This window comes from Streptomyces sp. NPDC044704 (assembly GCF_056433525.1).
In genome coordinates this window covers 1-16,943 of record NZ_JBWKGY010000017.1, presented here as the reverse complement: position 1 = coordinate 16,943, position 16,943 = coordinate 1, and the positions used below count along the sequence as shown (strand labels likewise).

Genomic DNA, 16,943 nt, shown 5'->3' with positions numbered 1-16,943 from the left:
CTTCCGGGAACGGGGCCCGCAGTGATGGACAGGGACGACGTCGACCGCGCGCTGACGCGGCTCGGCGCCGAGCACGAGGCCGTCGAGACCTCGCTGCTCGCCCTCCAGGACCACGCCGGGCGCCGGCTCCTGGAAGGGGCCGCGCTGAGCGGGGTCACCAAGGAGCGGTGGGCCGCCGCGGACGCGGCGATCAGCCGGCTGTGGACGTACTTCGACGCCTACAGCGGGGCCCTGGCCGCCGCCCGCGCGATCCGTGAGCGGCGCCGCTGGCCGAGCCGGGAGGACCTGACGGAGCTGACCGAGCGGCTGCGCGGGCCCGGCGTGACCATCGCCGGCGCCGGGGTCGGGGGCGTCGCGCTGGCGGAGCGGTTCTCGCTCGCCGAGCTCGTCGCCCGGATGAACGAGCTGTACGCGGCCTCCCTCGACGTGGTGGTCGCCGCCGACGCCGTGTGGTCGGCGCTGCCCGCCCGGATCGACCTGCTCGCCGCCGAACTGCACCGGACGCGGTCGCTGGCGCACTCGGTCGGGGTGCGGCCGGGCGAACACCCGTCGGGGGACGACCTGGAGTCGATCACCGCCGAGCTGGCGGAGCTCCGGGAGCGGGTCATCGCGGACCCGCTGGCCTTCTGGGTCCCGGCGGCGGGAAGTTCCGCGCCGGGCGGGGGCCGTCCGGACACCGGCCGCTACGACCGGGCGGCGCGCGCGCTGGACGACGTACGCCGCGAGGTGGAGGCGGTGCTGACCGTGCGGCAGGACGCCGAGCAGCGCCTGATCGGCCTGCGGGACGTGCTCTCGCGGGCCGACCGGACCCTCGCGGAGGCGCGCAACGCCCGCGGCGAGGTACTGGCGAAGATCGCGGCGTCCGAGGTGCCGGCCGTCAGCGGACCGCCGACCGCCCTCCAGGAGCAGCTCGCGGCGGCGGCCGAGTACCGCAGGCGTTCGCAGTGGCACCGGCTGTCCCCGCTGCTGGACGCCCTGGAGGAGCGGGCCGAGGAGGAACTCCGGCGGGCCCGCGAATCGTTGACCGCGGTGACGGCCCCGCTCGCGGTACGGGCGGAACTGCGCGGCAGGCTGGACGCCTACCGGGCGAAGGTGGCCCGGCACGGTCTGGCGGAGGACCCGTTGCTGATCGAGCGGTACGACACCGCCCGGCGGATGCTGTGGAGCGCGCCCTGCGACCTGCGGGCCGCCGAACTGGCGGTCCTGCGCTACCAGCGGGCGACGGCCGAGACGCTGGCGCCGCCGCAGCGCGACCCGTACGCACAGGACGACCACGACGCGCAGGAGCCCCTCCTGCCCGAGCAGCACCGGCCCGGCGGGCCGGGGAAGGAGGACGCATGAGCCTGAACGGAACGCCCTGCATGCGCCCCGGCTGCCCCGGGACGTACGAGGACATGGGCGGCGGCGAACTGTACTGCGACACCTGCGGGCTCGCCCCGACGGGCGCGGTCGCGGCGGGTGCCGAGGAACTGCTCTCCCCGCCGACGGGCATGACGAGCGCCGCCCGGCACGGCGACTCCCGGGGCTCGGCGGGCTCCCGCGGGTCCGGCCGGTCCTCGGCCTCGGCGCGTTCCTCGCGTTCCTCCCGGTCCTCCTCCTCGCGCCGCTCGGTGTCCGGGCGGCTGTCGCGGTCCCTGTCGGGCTCGGCGTCCACCCGTTCGGTGTCGGTGCGCAGTTCCGGTTCGGCCTCCGCGGCCTCGGGGCGGGGCCGGCTGGGCGCCGGGCTGGTCAGCGTGCCGGAGGTGCCGCGTCCCGATCCGTCGGCGGCGGTGCTGGAGAACCCGGAGGTGCCGGAGCGCAAGCGGTTCTGTTCGCGCTCGGACTGCGGGGCGCCGGTGGGCCGCTCGCGCGGGGAACGGCCCGGGCGGACGGAGGGGTTCTGCACCAAGTGCGGGCACCCGTACTCCTTCGTGCCCAAGCTGCGCGCGGGTGACGTGGTGCACGGCCAGTACGAGGTGGCGGGCTGCCTCGCGCACGGCGGGCTGGGCTGGGTGTACCTGGCGGTGGACCGGGCCGTCTCGGACCGGTGGGTGGTCCTCAAGGGCCTCCTCGACACCGGGGACCAGGACGCGATGGAGGCGGCGATCTCCGAGCGGCGCTTCCTCGCGGAGATCGAGCACTCCAACATCGTGCGCATCTACAACTTCGTGGAGCACCTGGACCAGCGGACCGGTTCGCTGGACGGGTACATCGTCATGGAGTACGTGGGCGGCAAGTCCCTGAAGGAGATCGCGAACGAGCGGCGCCGGCCGGACGGCAGACGCGACCCGCTGCCCGTGGAACAGGCCTGCGCCTACGGGATCGAGGCGCTGGAGGCCCTCGGCCACCTGCACAGCCGCAACCTCCTGTACTGCGACTTCAAGGTCGACAACGCCATCCAGCAGCAGGACCAGCTGAAGCTGATCGACATGGGCGCGGTCCGCCGGATGGACGACGAGGAGTCGGCCATATACGGCACCGTCGGCTACCAGGCCCCCGAGGTGGCCGAGGTGGGCCCGTCGGTGGCCTCGGACCTCTACACGGTGGCGCGCACCCTCGCCGTGCTGACCTTCGACTTCCAGGGCTACACGAACGTGTTCGTGGACTCGCTGCCGGACCCGGAGCACATCGAGGTCTTCGGCCGGTACGAGTCCTTCTACCGGCTGCTGGTGCGGGCGACCGACCCGGACCCGGACCGGCGGTTCGCGTCCGCGCAGGAGATGGCGGACCAGCTCACGGGCGTGCTGCGGGAGGTGGTCGCCCTGCAGACAGGCCGGCCGCGGCCGCAGCTGTCGACGCTGTTCGGTCCGGAGCTGAGGGTTCCGGACACTCAGCTGTACGCGGACGAGGCGGGCGCCGAGGTTTCCCGGCTGGGCGCGCGGGACGTCTCGCGGCGGCTGTGGGGGCGGGGCCCGGGCGGGCGCCGGCCGGTGCCCGCGGGTCCGGGTGCGGGCGGCCCTTCCGCCGCGGCGGGTCCGGCCGGGCCCGTTCCCGCCGCCGGTGTTCCCGAGCAGGGGCCGGATCCGGCCCGGGCGCCGTTCCCACCGGCCGGGGGCGCCGTCCCCGCGCTCGGGACGACCGCGACCCACGTGGCGGGCGCCGCGGTACCCGGCCCCCGGCGGGAGCCGGCGGGGCAGGCTGTCCCGGCCGCGCACGCCGGCCCGGGCGCACAGGCGTCCGTACTCCCGCCCGCCGCGGCGGGGCCCGGCCGGGCCGGTCCGGCGCACCTCGACGCGTGCGACACGGCGCTCGCCCTGCCCGTGCCCCTGGTCGACCCGGCCGACCCGAACGCCGGGTTCCTCGCCGGACTCCTCGCCTCCGCCCCCGCCGACCTGCTGGGCGCCCTCGGCTCGGCCCCGGCGGACTCCGCCGAACTGCGGCTGCGCGAGCTGCGGGCCCGACTCGAACTGGGCGAACTCGCGGTGGCGGGCGAGGCGCTGACCGATCTGGAGGCCCGGCATCCGGACGACTGGCGCGTGGTGTGGGCGCGCGGGATCGCCTCGCTGGCCACCGGGGACGACGAGATAGCGGCGCTGTCCTTCGACGCGATCTACGACGCCTTCCCGGGCGAGCCCGCGCCGAAGCTGGCCCTCGGGCTGTGCGCGGAGATCCTCGGGCAGCTCGACAACGCCGCCGAGTACTACCGGCTCGTGTGGACCACCGACCCGGGGTTCGTGAGCGCGGCCTTCGGGCTGGCCCGGGTCCAGCTGGCCGCCGGCGACCGGGACGCGGCGGTGCGCACGCTGGAGTCCGTACCGGAGGCCTCGATCCACTACACGGCCGCACGGGTGGCGGCCGTACGGGCACGCCTGCGCGACCGGTCCCCTCAGGAGCCCCTGCTGCCCGACCTGGTGGCGGCGTCCGGGCAGGTCGAGGCACTGCGGCGGTTCGGGCTGGACCCGGAGCGGCAGGAGCGGCTGGCGACGGAGGTTCTGGGCTCGGCCCTGGACTGGGTACTGTCGGGTAGCCGGGGTTCCGACCCCGGCCGGACCTCGCTGCTCGGCAGTCAACTGGACGAGCGGGGGCTGCGCTTCGGCCTGGAGCGCTCGTACCGCGTCCTCGCTCGGCTGGCGCAGCGGGGCGAGGAGAGGATCGAACTGGTGGAGCGGGCAAACCGTTTCCGTCCCCGGACGTGGGTGTGATTGATGTCGATGCATCGGCTGTCGGGCTGCCCCAGCTGCGCGGAGCCCCTGGAAGAGGGTGACCGTTTCTGTGGCGTGTGCGGTTACGCCCTGTCCTCCCCGCCCCCGCCGCCGGACCCGGACCCGACCCTGCCCGTCGGATCGCTGACGGGCCCGGCCGGGGCGGCCGCCGCGGGCCGCGCCCCGACGGCCTCCACGGGCACCCACCCCGGGCAGGGCCCCGGGGTCCCGCCCGCCAGGGAGCAGGCCGGGCCTTACGCGGCCGGGGACCCGGGGCTCCCGGGCGCGGCCCCGTCCGGCCCGGAGGCCGGCGCTCACCCCGGCCGGGAGGCCGCGGCGCCCGGCGCCCGCCCCGACCACCCCGCCGCCCCGGCCCACGCTCCGGCTCCGGCTCCGGCTCCGGCCCACGCCCCGGCTCCGGCGTACGCGCCCGCCGGTGACGCGGCCACCGCGCGGAGCGCCGCCTACGCCCCCGGGGTGCCCGCGCCCGGGTGGGGCAGTGTCGCCGAGGCCGCGCCGACCCTGGCCGGGGAAACCCCCGCTCCGCCCGGGCCGAGCAGCCCCTGGGGCTCCGCCGGCTCCGGGCACGAGGCCCCGTACGGGCAGGAACCCGCCCGGTACGACCTCCCCGGCGGCGCCGGAACCCCGCCCGAGGGCACGCCCTGGGGTACGCCCGCGCCCGAGAACCCGTACGCGCCGCAGGGCTCCCCCGCGCCCGAGGACCCGTACGGCGCCGCCCCGCAGGGGGACGGCGGGAAGACCTGCGTCGCCTGCCGCGCCGGGCACGTGGACACCGACGGGTACTGCGAGCACTGCGGTCACGCCCAGCCCCGCGAGCGGGACCACCTGGAGGAGGAGCTCGGCAGCGTGGCCGCCGTCAGCGACCGGGGCCTGCGCCACCACCGCAACGAGGACTCCTTCGCCGTGGCGGCCACGGCCCTGCCCGACGGCTCGGCCGCCACCGTCGCCATCGTCTGCGACGGCGTCTCCTCCGCGAGCCGGCCCGACGAGGCCTCGGCCGCGGCAGCCGCCGCCGCCAACGAGGCGCTCCTCGAAGCCCTCCCCCGCGGGGCCCACCCGCAGGAGGCCATGCACGAGGCGATCCTGGCCGCGGCCTCCGCCGTGACGGCCCTCGCCCCGGAGACCCCCGGGGCCCAGAACGCGCCCGCCTGCACCCTGGTCGGCGCCGTCGTCAGCGGCGGTGTCCTGACCATCGGCTGGGTCGGCGACAGCCGCGCGTACTGGGTGCCCGACGACCGTGCCGCCCTGCCCCGCCGTCTCACCGAGGACGACTCGTGGGCCGCCCAGATGGTCGCGGCCGGCCTGATGGGCGAGGCCGAGGCCTACGCCGACGTCCGGGCCCACGCCATCACGGGCTGGCTCGGTGCCGACGCGTACGACCTCGAACCGCACACCGCGAGCTACAAGCCGGACCACCCCGGCGTCGTCGTCGTCTGCACCGACGGCCTGTGGAACTACGCCGAATCCGCCCGGGACATGGCCCAGGTGCTGCCCCCGGACGCGGCGGTCCGGCCCCTGCACAGCGCGCAGGTCCTGGTGGGGCACGCCCTCGACGGGGGCGGGCACGACAACGTCACCGTCGCCATCGTGCCCTTCGCCGCCGGGCCGGAACCGGAAGCCGCCGGCACCGGCCCGGAACCGGAAGCCGAAGCGGAACCGCGCCCCCGGGCCTGACCAGCCCGTCCCCGTCAGCGAGCCCCCCGAGGAGTCCAGTCGATGGCGAACTTCGCCAAGCCGAGCGCCCCGCGCTTCAGCGTGGAGGTGTACCAGAACGAGTTCCTGCCGGAGGGCGGCCGGGACGTGCACGCCATCGTGACGGTCACCTCCAGCGGGGGCGCCACCGCGACCGCCGCCCGCGCCCTGGGTCAGGACGCGGCCGTCGTGATCATGGTGGACTGCTCGGGCTCGATGGAGTACCCGCCGGACAAGATGCGCGGGGCCCGCGAGGCGACCGCCGCCGCGATCGACACCCTGCGCGACGGCACCGCCTTCGCCGTGATCGCCGGCACCCACGTGGCCCGCGAGGTGTACCCGGGCCAGGGCCGGCTGGCCACCGCCGGCCCGGCCACCCGGACCCAGGCCAAGGAGGCGCTGCGCGCTCTCGCCGCGGGCGGCGGCACCGCCATCGGGACCTGGCTGCGCCTGGCCGACGGCCTGCTGCGCCAGTCGTCCGCCGGCATCCGGCACGGCATCCTGCTCACCGACGGGCGCAACGAGCACGAGGAGCCGGCGGTGCTGCGCGCCACCCTCGACGCCTGCGCCGGCCGTTTCACCTGCGACGCCCGCGGCGTGGGCACGGACTGGGAGGTCAAGGAGGTCACCGGGATCGCGGGCGCGCTGCTCGGCTCGGCGGACATCGTGGCCGATCCGGCACACCTCGCCGAGGACTTCACGCGCATGATGGAGAACGTCATGGGCAAGGAGGTCGCGGACGTGGCGCTGCGCCTGTGGACCCCGGTGGGCGTGGAGATCCAGTACGTCAAGCAGGTCGCGCCCACCGTCCAGGACCTGACCGGCCGCCGCACGGAGGCCGGACCCCGCGCCGGGGACTATCCGACGGGCTCGTGGGGCGACGAGTCCCGCGAGTACCACGTCTGCGTGCGGGTGCCGGGCGCGTCCGTCGGCCAGGAGATGCTGGCCTCCCGGGTGTCGCTGGTCCTGCCCGGGCCGGCGGGCGAGCCGCGGCCCCCGCTCGCGCAGGGCCTGGTCCGGGCGGTGTGGACGGACGACCTGGCCGCCTCGACCGCGATCAGCCCCCAGGTGGCGCACTACACGGGACAGGCAGAACTCGCGCAGGCTATCCAACAGGGCCTGGAAGCCCGCAAAATGGGTGATGTCGATGGCGCCACGGCCAAACTGGGCCGTGCCGTGCAGCTGGCGAGCGTCTCCGGGAACGCCGACACCGCCAAACTGCTGGCGAAGGTGGTGGATGTCGTCGATGCGGTGGCGGGTACTGTGCGGCTGAAAGCGAAGGTCGCCGATGCCGACGAGATGACCCTTGAAACGCGTTCGACGCAGACCGTCCGAGTGAAGAAGACCTGAGAAGAAACCTGACGCGATGACGCAGGAAGAAGGGGGAAGCGCCGCGATGCCGACCTGCCCGAACGGGCACCAGTCCGCCTCCGACGACTGGTGCGAGGTCTGCGGCCACCGCATGGCTGCCCCCGCGGGCACCTCCGCGGCGCCCTCCTACGGTTACGGCTACCCTCCCACGACCGGGGAGCCGACCGCTCAGGCCGAGCTGTGCCCCCAGTGCCGGACCCCGCGCGAGGCCATGGCCCCGTTCTGCGAGGAGTGCCGGTACAACTTCCTCACCCGTACGCCGACTTCGTACGCGCCGCTCACCCCGGACGGCACGGGCGCGGGCGCGGGCGCGCAGCCCGGGCCGCCGCCCCCGCCGCCGGCTCCGGCCCCGCCGGTCTACTCCCAGGACCACTTCGAGTACCAGGGATCGCGGCCGTCCCGGGTCAACCGGCCCGCCGAACCGCTCCAGCGCGAGGACGACTGGCTGCTGCCGCCGCCCTCGCACGAGCAGCAGCAGGGCCAGGGCGCGGGCCAGGGCCAGTCGGCGCAGCAGCCCGTCCAGCAGGAATACCAGCAGGAGTACCAGCAGCAGCACTACCAGCAGCAGCCTCCGCCGCCGCAGGAGTACCAGCAGCAGCCCGTCCAGCAGCACCACGAGTACCAGCAGCAGCACCAGCAACAGCAGCCGCCCTTCCCGCCGCAGAACGCCTCGGTGTCCTGGTCTGCGACGGTCGGCCCCGACCGCTCGTACTTCATGGCGATGATGCAGCGCAGCGGCCCGGAGGCGGCGGGGCTCAACCTGCCCGCGTACTCCCCCGAGCAGCACCTGCCGCTCTCCGGCGGCCAGATCACCATCGGCCGCCGGCGCGCGTCGACGGGCGAGTCCCCGGACATCGACCTCTCGGTGCCGCCGGAGGACCCGGGCGTCTCCCACCAGCACGCCGTGCTCGTCCAGCAGCCCGACCTCAGCTGGGCGGTCGTCGACCAGAACTCCACCAACGGCACCACCATCAACGGCGGCGAGGAGCCGATCCAGCCCTACGTGCCGGTCCCGCTCTCCGACGGCGACCGCGTCCACGTGGGGGCCTGGACCACCATCACCATCCGCCGCGGCTAGTGCCGTGACCGGAAGGGTCCGGAAGGGACGGCCTAAGGCCTGACCGGTTCCCCCAGGGGCCACACGTACGGGCCCTGGGGGTCGTCGAGCCACGACCACTGCCCCTCGGTCGTGACGGTGACCCCGAACCGCTCGCGCGGCGGGCGGCCCTCCCTGCGCCACAGGTCCAGGGCCTCGCGGGGGTGCAGGACGCCCGCGGTCAGCACGAGCAGGAACTGGAAGCGCTCGTTCTCCACCAGCTCGTACGGGACCCCGTGCAGCGGCCCGGTCGTCCCGGCGGGGGTGAGCGCCGCCGTGGCCCCGCGCAGGGGGACGAAGTAGGCCGAGGTGTGCAGGAAGCGGCCCTCGGCGAACCGGGCGTCGCGGACGGTGAGCGCGATCAGTCCCGTCGACAGGGGGGCCAGGATCCGTGCTCCCGGCCGGCACTGGGCGAGCCAGGCGTCCGGGACCAACGGCAGGGTGCAGGTCACCAGGATCCGGTCGAAGGGGGCCCGGGAGGGGCAGCCGCGCGCGCCGTCGCCGGTGACGACGGCCGGACGGTAGCCGAGCAGCGCGAGGTGGGCCCGCGCCGACTCGGTGATCTCCTCGTCGAGGTCCACCGTGGTGACCAGGTCCTCGCCGAGCCGGTGGCAGAGCAGGGCGGCGTTGTAGCCGGTGCCCGCGCCGATCTCCAGCACGTTGTCGCCGTCGCGCACGTCCAGCGCGTCCAGCATCTTCGCCATCAGGGAGGGCTGGCTGCTGGAGGAGACCAGCTCCCCGTCGCGCAGCCGGGTCGCGAGCGGGGCGTCGGTGTACACGCCGCGCAGCCACCGGGCCCGCTGTTCCGGATCGGGGTCCTCGCCCCACAGCCGCTCGTGCCCGGCACCGCGGCCGGTCCAGAACCAGGGCACGAACAGGTGCCGGGGCACCGCGCCGAAGGCCGCCCGCCAGGCCGGGTCCGGCAGCGCCCCGGCTGCCGTCAGCTCCCGCACCTGGGCGGCGTGCGCGGTGTCCCGCAGGTCCCGTGCCCCCTCGCCCGGTGACCCGTGGGAGCCGCGTGAGGTGTGTGCGCCCGTGCCGCCCGTGCCCATGACTCCACTGTGCTGCGGGCCGCCCCGGCGTGCGACCGCGCGGGGGCGGCCCGGGGGTGGGACCAGGACCGGGGTCCTCCGTCCGGGTGTCTGAGACGATGGTCGGGTGAATGACGATCCGCAGAGCACGGTCCAGGCGCAGACCTTCTACGAGCTGGTGGGCGGCGAGGACACGTTCCGCCGGCTGGTGCACCGCTTCTACCAGGGAGTCGCGGAGGACCCGCTGCTGCGCCCGATGTACCCGGAGGAGGACCTCGGGCCCGCCGAGGAGCGGTTCGCGCTGTTCCTGATGCAGTACTGGGGCGGCCCGGGCACCTACAGCGAGAACCGCGGGCACCCCCGCCTGCGGATGCGGCACGCGCCGTTCCGGGTGGACGCGGCCGCGCACGACGCATGGCTGAAGCACATGCGGGTCGCCGTGGACGAGATGGGCTTCGCGCCGGAGCACGAGGCGCAGCTGTGGCGGTACCTGACCTACGCGGCCGCCTCGATGATCAACTCGGCGTAGCCGCCGGGCCGGGGGTCAGACCGGCCGTACCTGGAGGGCGCCCAGGCCGCCGGTCCGCCCGGGGCGCCGCATGGCGACGGACCCGTACGGGGTGCTGAGGCGCAGCCACCCTCCGGAGGCGAACAGCGCCACGGGGGCGGGGACCGCGATGGCCTGCGGCGCGCCGGTGGTGGTCGCGGCGGGCACGGGGGACCGTACGGGCCGCAGGAAGCCCAGGGACTGCGCGGCGTGCACGGCGCGCAGCGGGAGTTCGGTGTCGCCCAGGGTGCGCGACCAGATCTCGCGGCCGATGCGGTCCCGCTCGGAGCGGGTCCGGTGCTGCGCGGGCAGGGCCTCGTCCCGGGCCCGGAACTCGGCGACGGCCGCGGCCACGCAGGCGCGCACCGCTTCGGGGGAAGGCAGTCCCGCCACCGGCTGCCAGCCGCCGCGGGGCGGCAGCACTCCGGCCCAGGGGGGCCCGGTGACCGGCCCGGGCACGACGACGCCGGCGGTGGTCTCGTCGACGGCCTCCAGCAGCTCGCCGGCGGACACGGTCACGTCGAGCGGCGTCGCGAGGGGCTCGGCGAGACGCACCGTACGGACGGCGAGGACGTCGAAGGACGGCGGCCGTCCGAACACGGCGAGCGCGCCGCCGCCCGCCCGCGCCTGCAGGCGGACCGCGGCGGCGCGGTCGTAGTGCACCAGCCGGCCCAGGAAGGCGGCGAGGTCCGCCGCCTCCCCGGGATCGGCGAAGCGCAGCTGGCCGGTCATGCCGCGAGGCGCCCTTCGGGGGCCACGGGCTGGTCGAGGTACTCCTCCAGGAAGCGCCGCTCCTCGGCCGTGATGCGGCGGGGCCGCCCCTCGGCGAGGTTGTAGGGCACGACCACGGTCTCGGCCCGGACGTAGACCGTCTCGGGCGCGTCCGCGGTCGCCTCGTCCTTGACCTCGTAGCGGATGGTCAGGGATGCGGCGCCGATGCGGGTCACCCAGGACTCGATGAGCACCGGCTCGTGCCGGTGCACCAGGGGCAGCTTGTAGTCGATCTCGTGGCGGGCCACGACGGATCCGCCCGTGAAGGAATCGCTGCCCTCCCCCGGTGCCAGGCGGAACATGAAGTCGATCCGCGCCTCCTCCAGGTAACGGAGGAAGACGACGTTGTTGACGTGCCCGAAGGCATCCATGTCCGCCCAGCGGAGGGGGCACCTGTAGTGGTGTCTGGCCATGGTCTCGGCCTAGCCCCGGGTGAGCTTCTTGTAGGTGGCGCGGTGCGGACGGGTGGCGTCCGGGCCGAGCCGCTCGACCTTGTTCTTCTCGTAGGACTCGAAGTTGCCCTCGAACCAGAACCACTTCGACTCGCCCTCGTAGGCGAGGATGTGCGTCGCGACCCGGTCCAGGAACCAGCGGTCGTGGGAGACGACCACGGCCGCACCGGGGAACTCCAGCAGCGCGTTCTCGAGCGAGCCCAGGGTTTCGACGTCGAGGTCGTTGGTGGGTTCGTCGAGGAGCAGCAGGTTGCCGCCCTGCTTGAGGGTGAGCGCGAGGTTCAGGCGGTTGCGCTCACCGCCGGAGAGCACGCCGGCCGGCTTCTGCTGGTCCGGGCCCTTGAAGCCGAACGCGCTGACGTACGCGCGGGACGGCATCTCGACCTGGCCGACGTTGATGTAGTCCAGCTCGTCCGACACGACCGCCCAGAGGCTCTTCTTGGGGTCGATGTTGGCGCGGCCCTGGTCCACGTACGAGATCTTGACGGTCTCGCCGACCTTGATCTCGCCCGAGTCCGGCTTCTCCAGGCCCTGGATCATCTTGAACAGCGTGGTCTTGCCCGCGCCGTTCGGGCCGATGATGCCGACGATGCCGTTGCGCGGCAGCGTGAAGGACAGGTCGTCGATGAGGACCTTGTCACCGAACGCCTTGGAGAGGTTGTTGACCTCGACCACGATCGAGCCCAGACGCGGGCCCGGCGGGATCTGGATCTCCTCGAAGTCGAGCTTGCGCATCTTGTCGGCCTCGGCCGCCATCTCCTCGTAGCGAGCGAGACGGGCCTTGGACTTCGCCTGGCGGCCCTTGGCGTTGGAGCGGACCCACTCCAGCTCTTCCTTGAGGCGCTTGGCGCGCTTCTCGTCCTTCTTGCCCTCGACCTTGAGGCGCTCGGCCTTCTTCTCCAGGTAGGTGGAGTAGTTGCCCTCGTACGGGTGGGCGCGGCCGCGGTCGAGCTCCAGGATCCACTCGGCGACGTTGTCGAGGAAGTACCGGTCGTGGGTGACGGCCACGACGGCGCCCTTGTACTGGGCCAGGTGCTGCTCCAGCCAGTTCACGGACTCGGCGTCGAGGTGGTTGGTGGGCTCGTCGAGGAGCAGCAGGTCGGGGGCTTCCAGCAGCAGCTTGCAGAGGGCCACGCGGCGCTTCTCACCACCGGAGAGGGTGGTGACCGGCCAGTCGCCGGGCGGGCAGCCCAGCGCGTCCATGGCCTGCTCCAGCTGGGCGTCGAGGTCCCACGCGTTGGCGTGGTCCAGGTCGTCCTGGAGCTTGCCCATCTCCTCCATCAGCTCGTCGGTGTAGTTCGTCGCCATTTCCTCGGCGATCGCGTTGAACCGGTTGAGCTTGCCCTTGATCTCCGAGACGCCGTCCTCGACGTTCTCCAGGACGGTCTTGGACTCGTCGAGCTTGGGCTCCTGCATGAGGATGCCGACGGAGTAGCCGGGAGACAGGTACGCCTCACCGTTGGAGGGGTGCTCGATGCCCGCCATGATCTTCAGAACGGTGGACTTACCGGCGCCGTTGGGGCCGACCACACCGATCTTCGCGCCGGGCAGGAAGTTCAGGAAGACGTCGTCAAGAATCACCTTGTCGCCGTGCGCCTTGCGCGTCTTGCGCATGGTGTAAATGAACTCAGCCAAGAGAAACCGTCCGGCAGATCGATGGTGGGCAGATACACCCCATCTTGCCGTACGTCCATCCCCCGGGGGAAACCCGTATGGTCAGGGCCCCTGCTCCCGGGCCGTCACAGGGCGACCGGGGACGCGGGGCCGGCGCGGGGCGGGCGGCCCGTGACGGCGGGCCCCGACGACGGGAAAGGCCCTGGCCGGCGGCCCGGCGGGGGGGCAGGATGCTGGTGCGCCGCACGGCGCCGACAGCACCGGAGGCCCCGCTGAACAGCAGCTCCCTCATCCCGCTCGCCATCGCCGTCATCGGGGTCGGCGGCACCCTGTTCGCCCCTCTGCTGACGCAGCGGCTCGTGGCCCGCGTCCAGGCGGAACAGGGCGAGCGGCAGGAACGGCTGGCCGAGACCCAGTGGGGCGCGAGCAGCAGGTCGCCGCGTTGGAGAAGCGCCGCGACTGCTACGTGGCGGCGAACTCCGGATACCGCCGGTTCCGCGTCGAGCTCATGAACCACCTGTGGCTGGTGCACAAGGGCGAGGTCACCCCGGAACGGCGGGCGGCCCTGGAGGAGGCCCGGCACACGATGCACGCCTCCGACGCGGTGCTGGCGGAGCTGGACTCGATGTCGCAGACCTTCGCATACCTGTACGACCGGGTCATGCGGCTGGAGGAAGGGAACCCCGCGCCGGACGGTTCCTTCGAGGAGATCCAGACCGGCCTGCTGCGCGCGAACGAGCAGTGGACGACGATGCGCGGCACGATCCGCACCGACCTGGGCGTGCCCCGAGCCCCCCCACCGACCCCCACTCCGAACTGACCCTGCCTCCGGGCCGGGGGCGGGGGCGGAGGGCCGGGGCGCCGGTCCGGACCGGGGGACCGCGCGTCAGCCCCCGCCCCCGGCCCGGAGTCGGGCACCGGGACAGGACCCGGACCGAGCCACAGCCGGGGGGAACCCAGGACCGGAGCCGAGCCCGGACCGGAGCCGCGACCTGAGCCGGGGACCGGGATCGGGCGGAAGCCCGAGCCGAGGCCGGAGCCGGGCCGGGCCCGAGCCCGCGCCGGAGCTGGAAGCTGAGCCGGGAACCGGGACCAGGGACCGAGCGAGCCCAAGCCGAAGCCGGAGTCGGGCCGGGGCCGGGACCGGGGACCGCGCGGCAGCCCGAGCCGAAGCCGGGCGCCGGGACAGGACCGGGACCGAGCCGCAGCCGGAGGGGGACTCAGGCCGGAGCCGAGGCCGGACCGGAGCCGGAAGCCGAGCCCGGGAACGGGAACGGAAACGGGAACGGGCAGAAGCCCGAGCCGAGGCCGGAGCCGGGCCGGGCCCGAGCCCGAGTCGGAGCCGGAGCCGGAGCCTGAAGCTGAGCCGGGAATCGGGACCGGAGCTGGGACCGGGGTCGGGGACCGAGCGGGGGCCCGAGCCGAAGCCAGGCACCGGGACAGGGCCCGGACCGAGCCACGGCCGGAGGGGAACCCAATACCGGAGCCGGGGCCGGACCGAGCCCGGACCGGAGCGGGAAGCTGAGCCGGGGACCGGAACCGGGCGGAAGCCCGAGCCGAGGCCGGAGTCGGGCCGGGCCCGAGCCGGAGCCTGAAGCTGAGCCGGGAACCGGGACCCGGGCCGGGCCGGGGCCGAGTCAGAGCCGGGGACGGTGCCGGGGACTGGGGACGTGTACGGGACCGGGGGCCGGGCCGGGCCGGGGCCGGGGCCGGGCCGGGCCTGTCGGCGGGTGGGGTGGGCTGTGGGCAGCGGCCCAGGGGATGGGGCGCTGCCGACGGGGCCGGCCTCCGGGTCTGGCGGTGCGGGGGTGGCTGGTTCAGCGGGGACGGTAGACGGTGAGGGCGTCCGGCAGCGCGTCGAGGACGAACGCGGTGGGCGCCTGGGCGTACTCCCCGTCGTAGGCGAGCGGAGTGCCTTCCGGGACGTCCGAGACGCGCAGGCTGCGGAGCTTGGTGGCCACGTGGACGGGGGAACGGGTCAGCGGACCGGTGAAGGCGGCCGCGAGGAGGCGGGGTCCTGGGCGGCCTCCGCCGTGGACGAGCCGCAGGTCGAGCAGGCCCTCCCCGAGGGTGGCTCGGCGACGGGGCGTCGGGCCGGTCCCCTGGTAGGTGCCGTTGCCCGCGAAGAGCAGCCACACGCTCCGGGGACGCCCGGCCAGCCGGAGCCGCACGGGCCGCTCGGCACGCACCACCCGCCAGGCGGCCAGCAGCGCGGCCGGCCCGCCGCCGATCCGCGGCCCCCAATGCAGCCGGTGCCGCAGCAGCTCGGGGTAGGCCCCGATGCTGAAGTTGTTCAGGAAGTACCCGGAGTCGTCACTGCCGCCGGGCCCGTATCCGGCCACGGCAGCCGGTCCGGCCTGCGGTGCGCGGCCCGCGCCGGGGGCTGAGTCAGAGGTTGCCGGGGCCGGGGCGGACCGGAGGTCGGCGCGGGTGCCGGTGGGCTCGCCGGTGTCGGGGTCGGGGACGTCTGTGGTGTCGGGGGCGGGGGTGGGCCGGCGTGGGCCGGGGGTGAACCGGCCGACGCCGACGCGGACCGCGTGGCCCGCCGCGACGGCCCGGCAGGTGTCCACGGGCCCGGCGAGGCCGAGGTCCAGCGCGAAGTGGTTGAGCGTGCCTCCCGGGAACACCGCGAGCGGCACCCCGGCGCGCAGCGCGGCGGTCGCGGCGGCGTTGATCGTGCCGTCGCCGCCGCACACCCCGAGCACGGTGGCCCGGGACGCCGCCGCGGCCAGCTCGGTCACCAGGTCGCCACTCGCGCACTCCACCAGCTCCGCCTTCGGCAGCCGCTCCCGCAGGATGTCGAGGCCTGCCTCCGCCGCCGAACCCGACCCGGTGTTCACCACCACCGTCAGCCCGTCGCCGTCGGGCAACGCGGGCGCTCCGGGCGCGGTGCGCTCGTCACCCGGCATCACCCTGGCCTCCTGGGCGTCCCGTGCGAGCCGCCGTACGACGAACCCCGCCGCCACCCCGAGCGCCGCACCCGCCACCACGTCGGACGGGTAGTGCACCCCCGTGTACACGCGGGAGAACGCCACCGACGCGGCGACGGGTGCCAGCGCGGCCCCCCACCCGGGGGACTCCAGTGCCAGTCCGGCGGTGAACGCGAAGGCCGACGCCGAGTGCCCGGACGGGAAGGAGGTGGTCTGCGGCTGCGTGTGCAGCTGCCGCACGGCGGGCACGCCGTCCAGCATCGGCCGGGGGCGGCGGACCGACCACTTGCCGACGGTGTTGATGGTCGCCGAGGCCAGCGCGAGCGAGGCGGCTCCGCGCAGCGCGGCCCTGCGGGCCCGGTTGGAACCGAGCACGGAGATCGCCACGGCGGTGCCGCCCCAGAGCACGCCGTGGTTCGCGGCCCGCCCGAGGCGCGGCAGCACCCGGTCGGCACCGGGCCAGTGCCGGCGGGCCACCGCGTCGAACAACTGCCGGTCCCACCGCGCGACCGCACCTCGCCAGGTCAGTTCCTGATCAGCCATTTCCAGCCCCTACCCCGATGAACGAATCCGAAATCAGCCCACACGCCCGCCCGGGTCACACCACCCAGAACCCCGCCCCCTGGTCCCGGCCCCGGGACCAAGGCCCAAGGCCCAAGGCCCAAGGCCGGCACCACAGCCGGAGCCCGAGGCCGCGTCCAGGCCGGAGGCCGGAGCCGGGACCGGCCCGAGGTGGGGTCCAGGCCCGAGGCCGGAGCCGGGGCCGAGGCGGGAGCCCGAATCCGGGGCCGGGCCCGAGGCCTGAAGCCGGGCCCGAGGCCTGAAGCCGGGCCCGAGGCCGGCGGGCATGACCCCCGCAGTGGGTCGGGCTCTGGCGGGGCATCCCCCGCCCCCGCGGGGAGGCGGGATCCGCGCGCGGCTCCTCGCCCCGGCCCGCCCCGGGACCGGCGCAGGGACACGAGCGAGGCCGGGGCCCGAGGCCCGAAGTCGGGGCTAGGCCCGAGGCCGGGGCCGAGGCTCGAAGCCGGGGCTCGAAGCCGGGGCCGGGCCCGAGGGCACAGCCCCCGCAGTGGGTCGGGCTCTGGCGGGCCGTCCCTCGCCCCGGCGGGGGAGATGGATTCCGCGCGCGGCTCCTCGCCCCGGCCCGCCCCGGGACCGGCGCAGGGACGCGCGCGAGGCCGGGGCCCGAGGCCCGAAGTCGGGGCTAGGGCCTGTCGTCAAAGTGATCTTGCGTTGTGGATCATGGTTGGGTGATACGTCGCCATGAACTGTCGGACGCTGAGTGGGAACTCGTGCA

12 protein-coding genes are annotated in these 16,943 nt (G+C 75.0%); 7 read left to right on the top strand and 5 right to left on the bottom strand.

From position 1 onward, the window contains the following. The first annotated feature begins 24 nt into the window (after positions 1-24). From AC07B0_RS30935 to AC07B0_RS30915, 5 genes are read left to right on the top strand one after another with little or no spacing between them, the layout of a single operon-like run. Entirely contained in the window at positions 25-1,341 is a 1,317-nt protein-coding gene (locus tag AC07B0_RS30935) for a hypothetical protein (RefSeq protein WP_478899415.1), read from the top strand. Next, positions 1,338-4,121 (top strand): serine/threonine-protein kinase, encoded by a 2,784-nt coding sequence (locus tag AC07B0_RS30930; RefSeq protein WP_478899414.1) that lies wholly within the window; start codon positions 1,338-1,340, stop codon positions 4,119-4,121. The genes AC07B0_RS30935 and AC07B0_RS30930 overlap by 4 nt, the downstream gene beginning before the upstream one ends. Before the next feature lie 3 nt (positions 4,122-4,124). Next, positions 4,125-5,816 (top strand): PP2C family protein-serine/threonine phosphatase, encoded by a 1,692-nt coding sequence (locus AC07B0_RS30925; protein ID WP_478899412.1) that lies wholly within the window; start codon positions 4,125-4,127, stop codon positions 5,814-5,816. Positions 5,817-5,858: 42 nt separating this feature from the next. Further along, entirely contained in the window at positions 5,859-7,184 is a 1,326-nt protein-coding gene (locus AC07B0_RS30920) for a VWA domain-containing protein (RefSeq protein WP_356878204.1), read from the top strand. Positions 7,185-7,200: 16 nt separating this feature from the next. Next, entirely contained in the window at positions 7,201-8,283 is a 1,083-nt protein-coding gene (locus tag AC07B0_RS30915) for an FHA domain-containing protein (RefSeq protein ID WP_469381654.1), read from the top strand. A 32-nt stretch (positions 8,284-8,315) separates the two neighbouring features. On the opposite strand, the gene AC07B0_RS30910 is transcribed toward AC07B0_RS30915, so the two are convergent. Continuing rightward, positions 8,316-9,353, bottom strand: a complete 1,038-nt coding sequence (locus AC07B0_RS30910) for a methyltransferase domain-containing protein (RefSeq protein WP_356878203.1) — start codon at positions 9,351-9,353, stop codon at positions 8,316-8,318. Between the two features lie 106 nt (positions 9,354-9,459). Between AC07B0_RS30910 and AC07B0_RS30905 the strand changes: the two genes are divergently transcribed. Then, positions 9,460-9,861: a globin gene (locus AC07B0_RS30905; RefSeq protein ID WP_356878202.1), complete on the top strand. Its 402-nt coding sequence runs from the start codon at positions 9,460-9,462 to the stop codon at positions 9,859-9,861. A 15-nt stretch (positions 9,862-9,876) separates the two neighbouring features. On the opposite strand, the gene AC07B0_RS30900 is transcribed toward AC07B0_RS30905, so the two are convergent. The 3 genes from AC07B0_RS30900 to ettA are packed head-to-tail and all read right to left on the bottom strand — an operon-like array spanning position 9,877 to position 12,737. Beyond that, positions 9,877-10,611 (bottom strand): DUF8010 domain-containing protein, encoded by a 735-nt coding sequence (locus AC07B0_RS30900; protein ID WP_469381651.1) that lies wholly within the window; start codon positions 10,609-10,611, stop codon positions 9,877-9,879. Next, positions 10,608-11,063, bottom strand: coding sequence for an acyl-CoA thioesterase (locus AC07B0_RS30895; protein ID WP_356878200.1), 456 nt, complete (start codon positions 11,061-11,063; stop codon positions 10,608-10,610). The genes AC07B0_RS30900 and AC07B0_RS30895 overlap by 4 nt, the downstream gene beginning before the upstream one ends. A gap of 9 nt (positions 11,064-11,072) precedes the next feature. Next, positions 11,073-12,737 carry an energy-dependent translational throttle protein EttA gene (gene ettA / locus AC07B0_RS30890; RefSeq protein ID WP_356878199.1) on the bottom strand — a complete coding sequence of 555 codons (1,665 nt, stop codon included), beginning with the start codon at positions 12,735-12,737 and terminating at the stop codon, positions 11,073-11,075. Between the two features lie 394 nt (positions 12,738-13,131). On the opposite strand from ettA, the gene AC07B0_RS30885 reads away from it, so the two are divergent. Then, positions 13,132-13,536 (top strand): hypothetical protein, encoded by a 405-nt coding sequence (locus tag AC07B0_RS30885; RefSeq protein ID WP_478899409.1) that lies wholly within the window; start codon positions 13,132-13,134, stop codon positions 13,534-13,536. Between the two features lie 997 nt (positions 13,537-14,533). Here the strand turns inward: AC07B0_RS30885 and AC07B0_RS30880 are convergent. Next, positions 14,534-16,189 (bottom strand): phosphatase PAP2 family protein, encoded by a 1,656-nt coding sequence (locus AC07B0_RS30880; protein ID WP_469381646.1) that lies wholly within the window; start codon positions 16,187-16,189, stop codon positions 14,534-14,536. Positions 16,190-16,943: the final 754 nt, after the last annotated feature.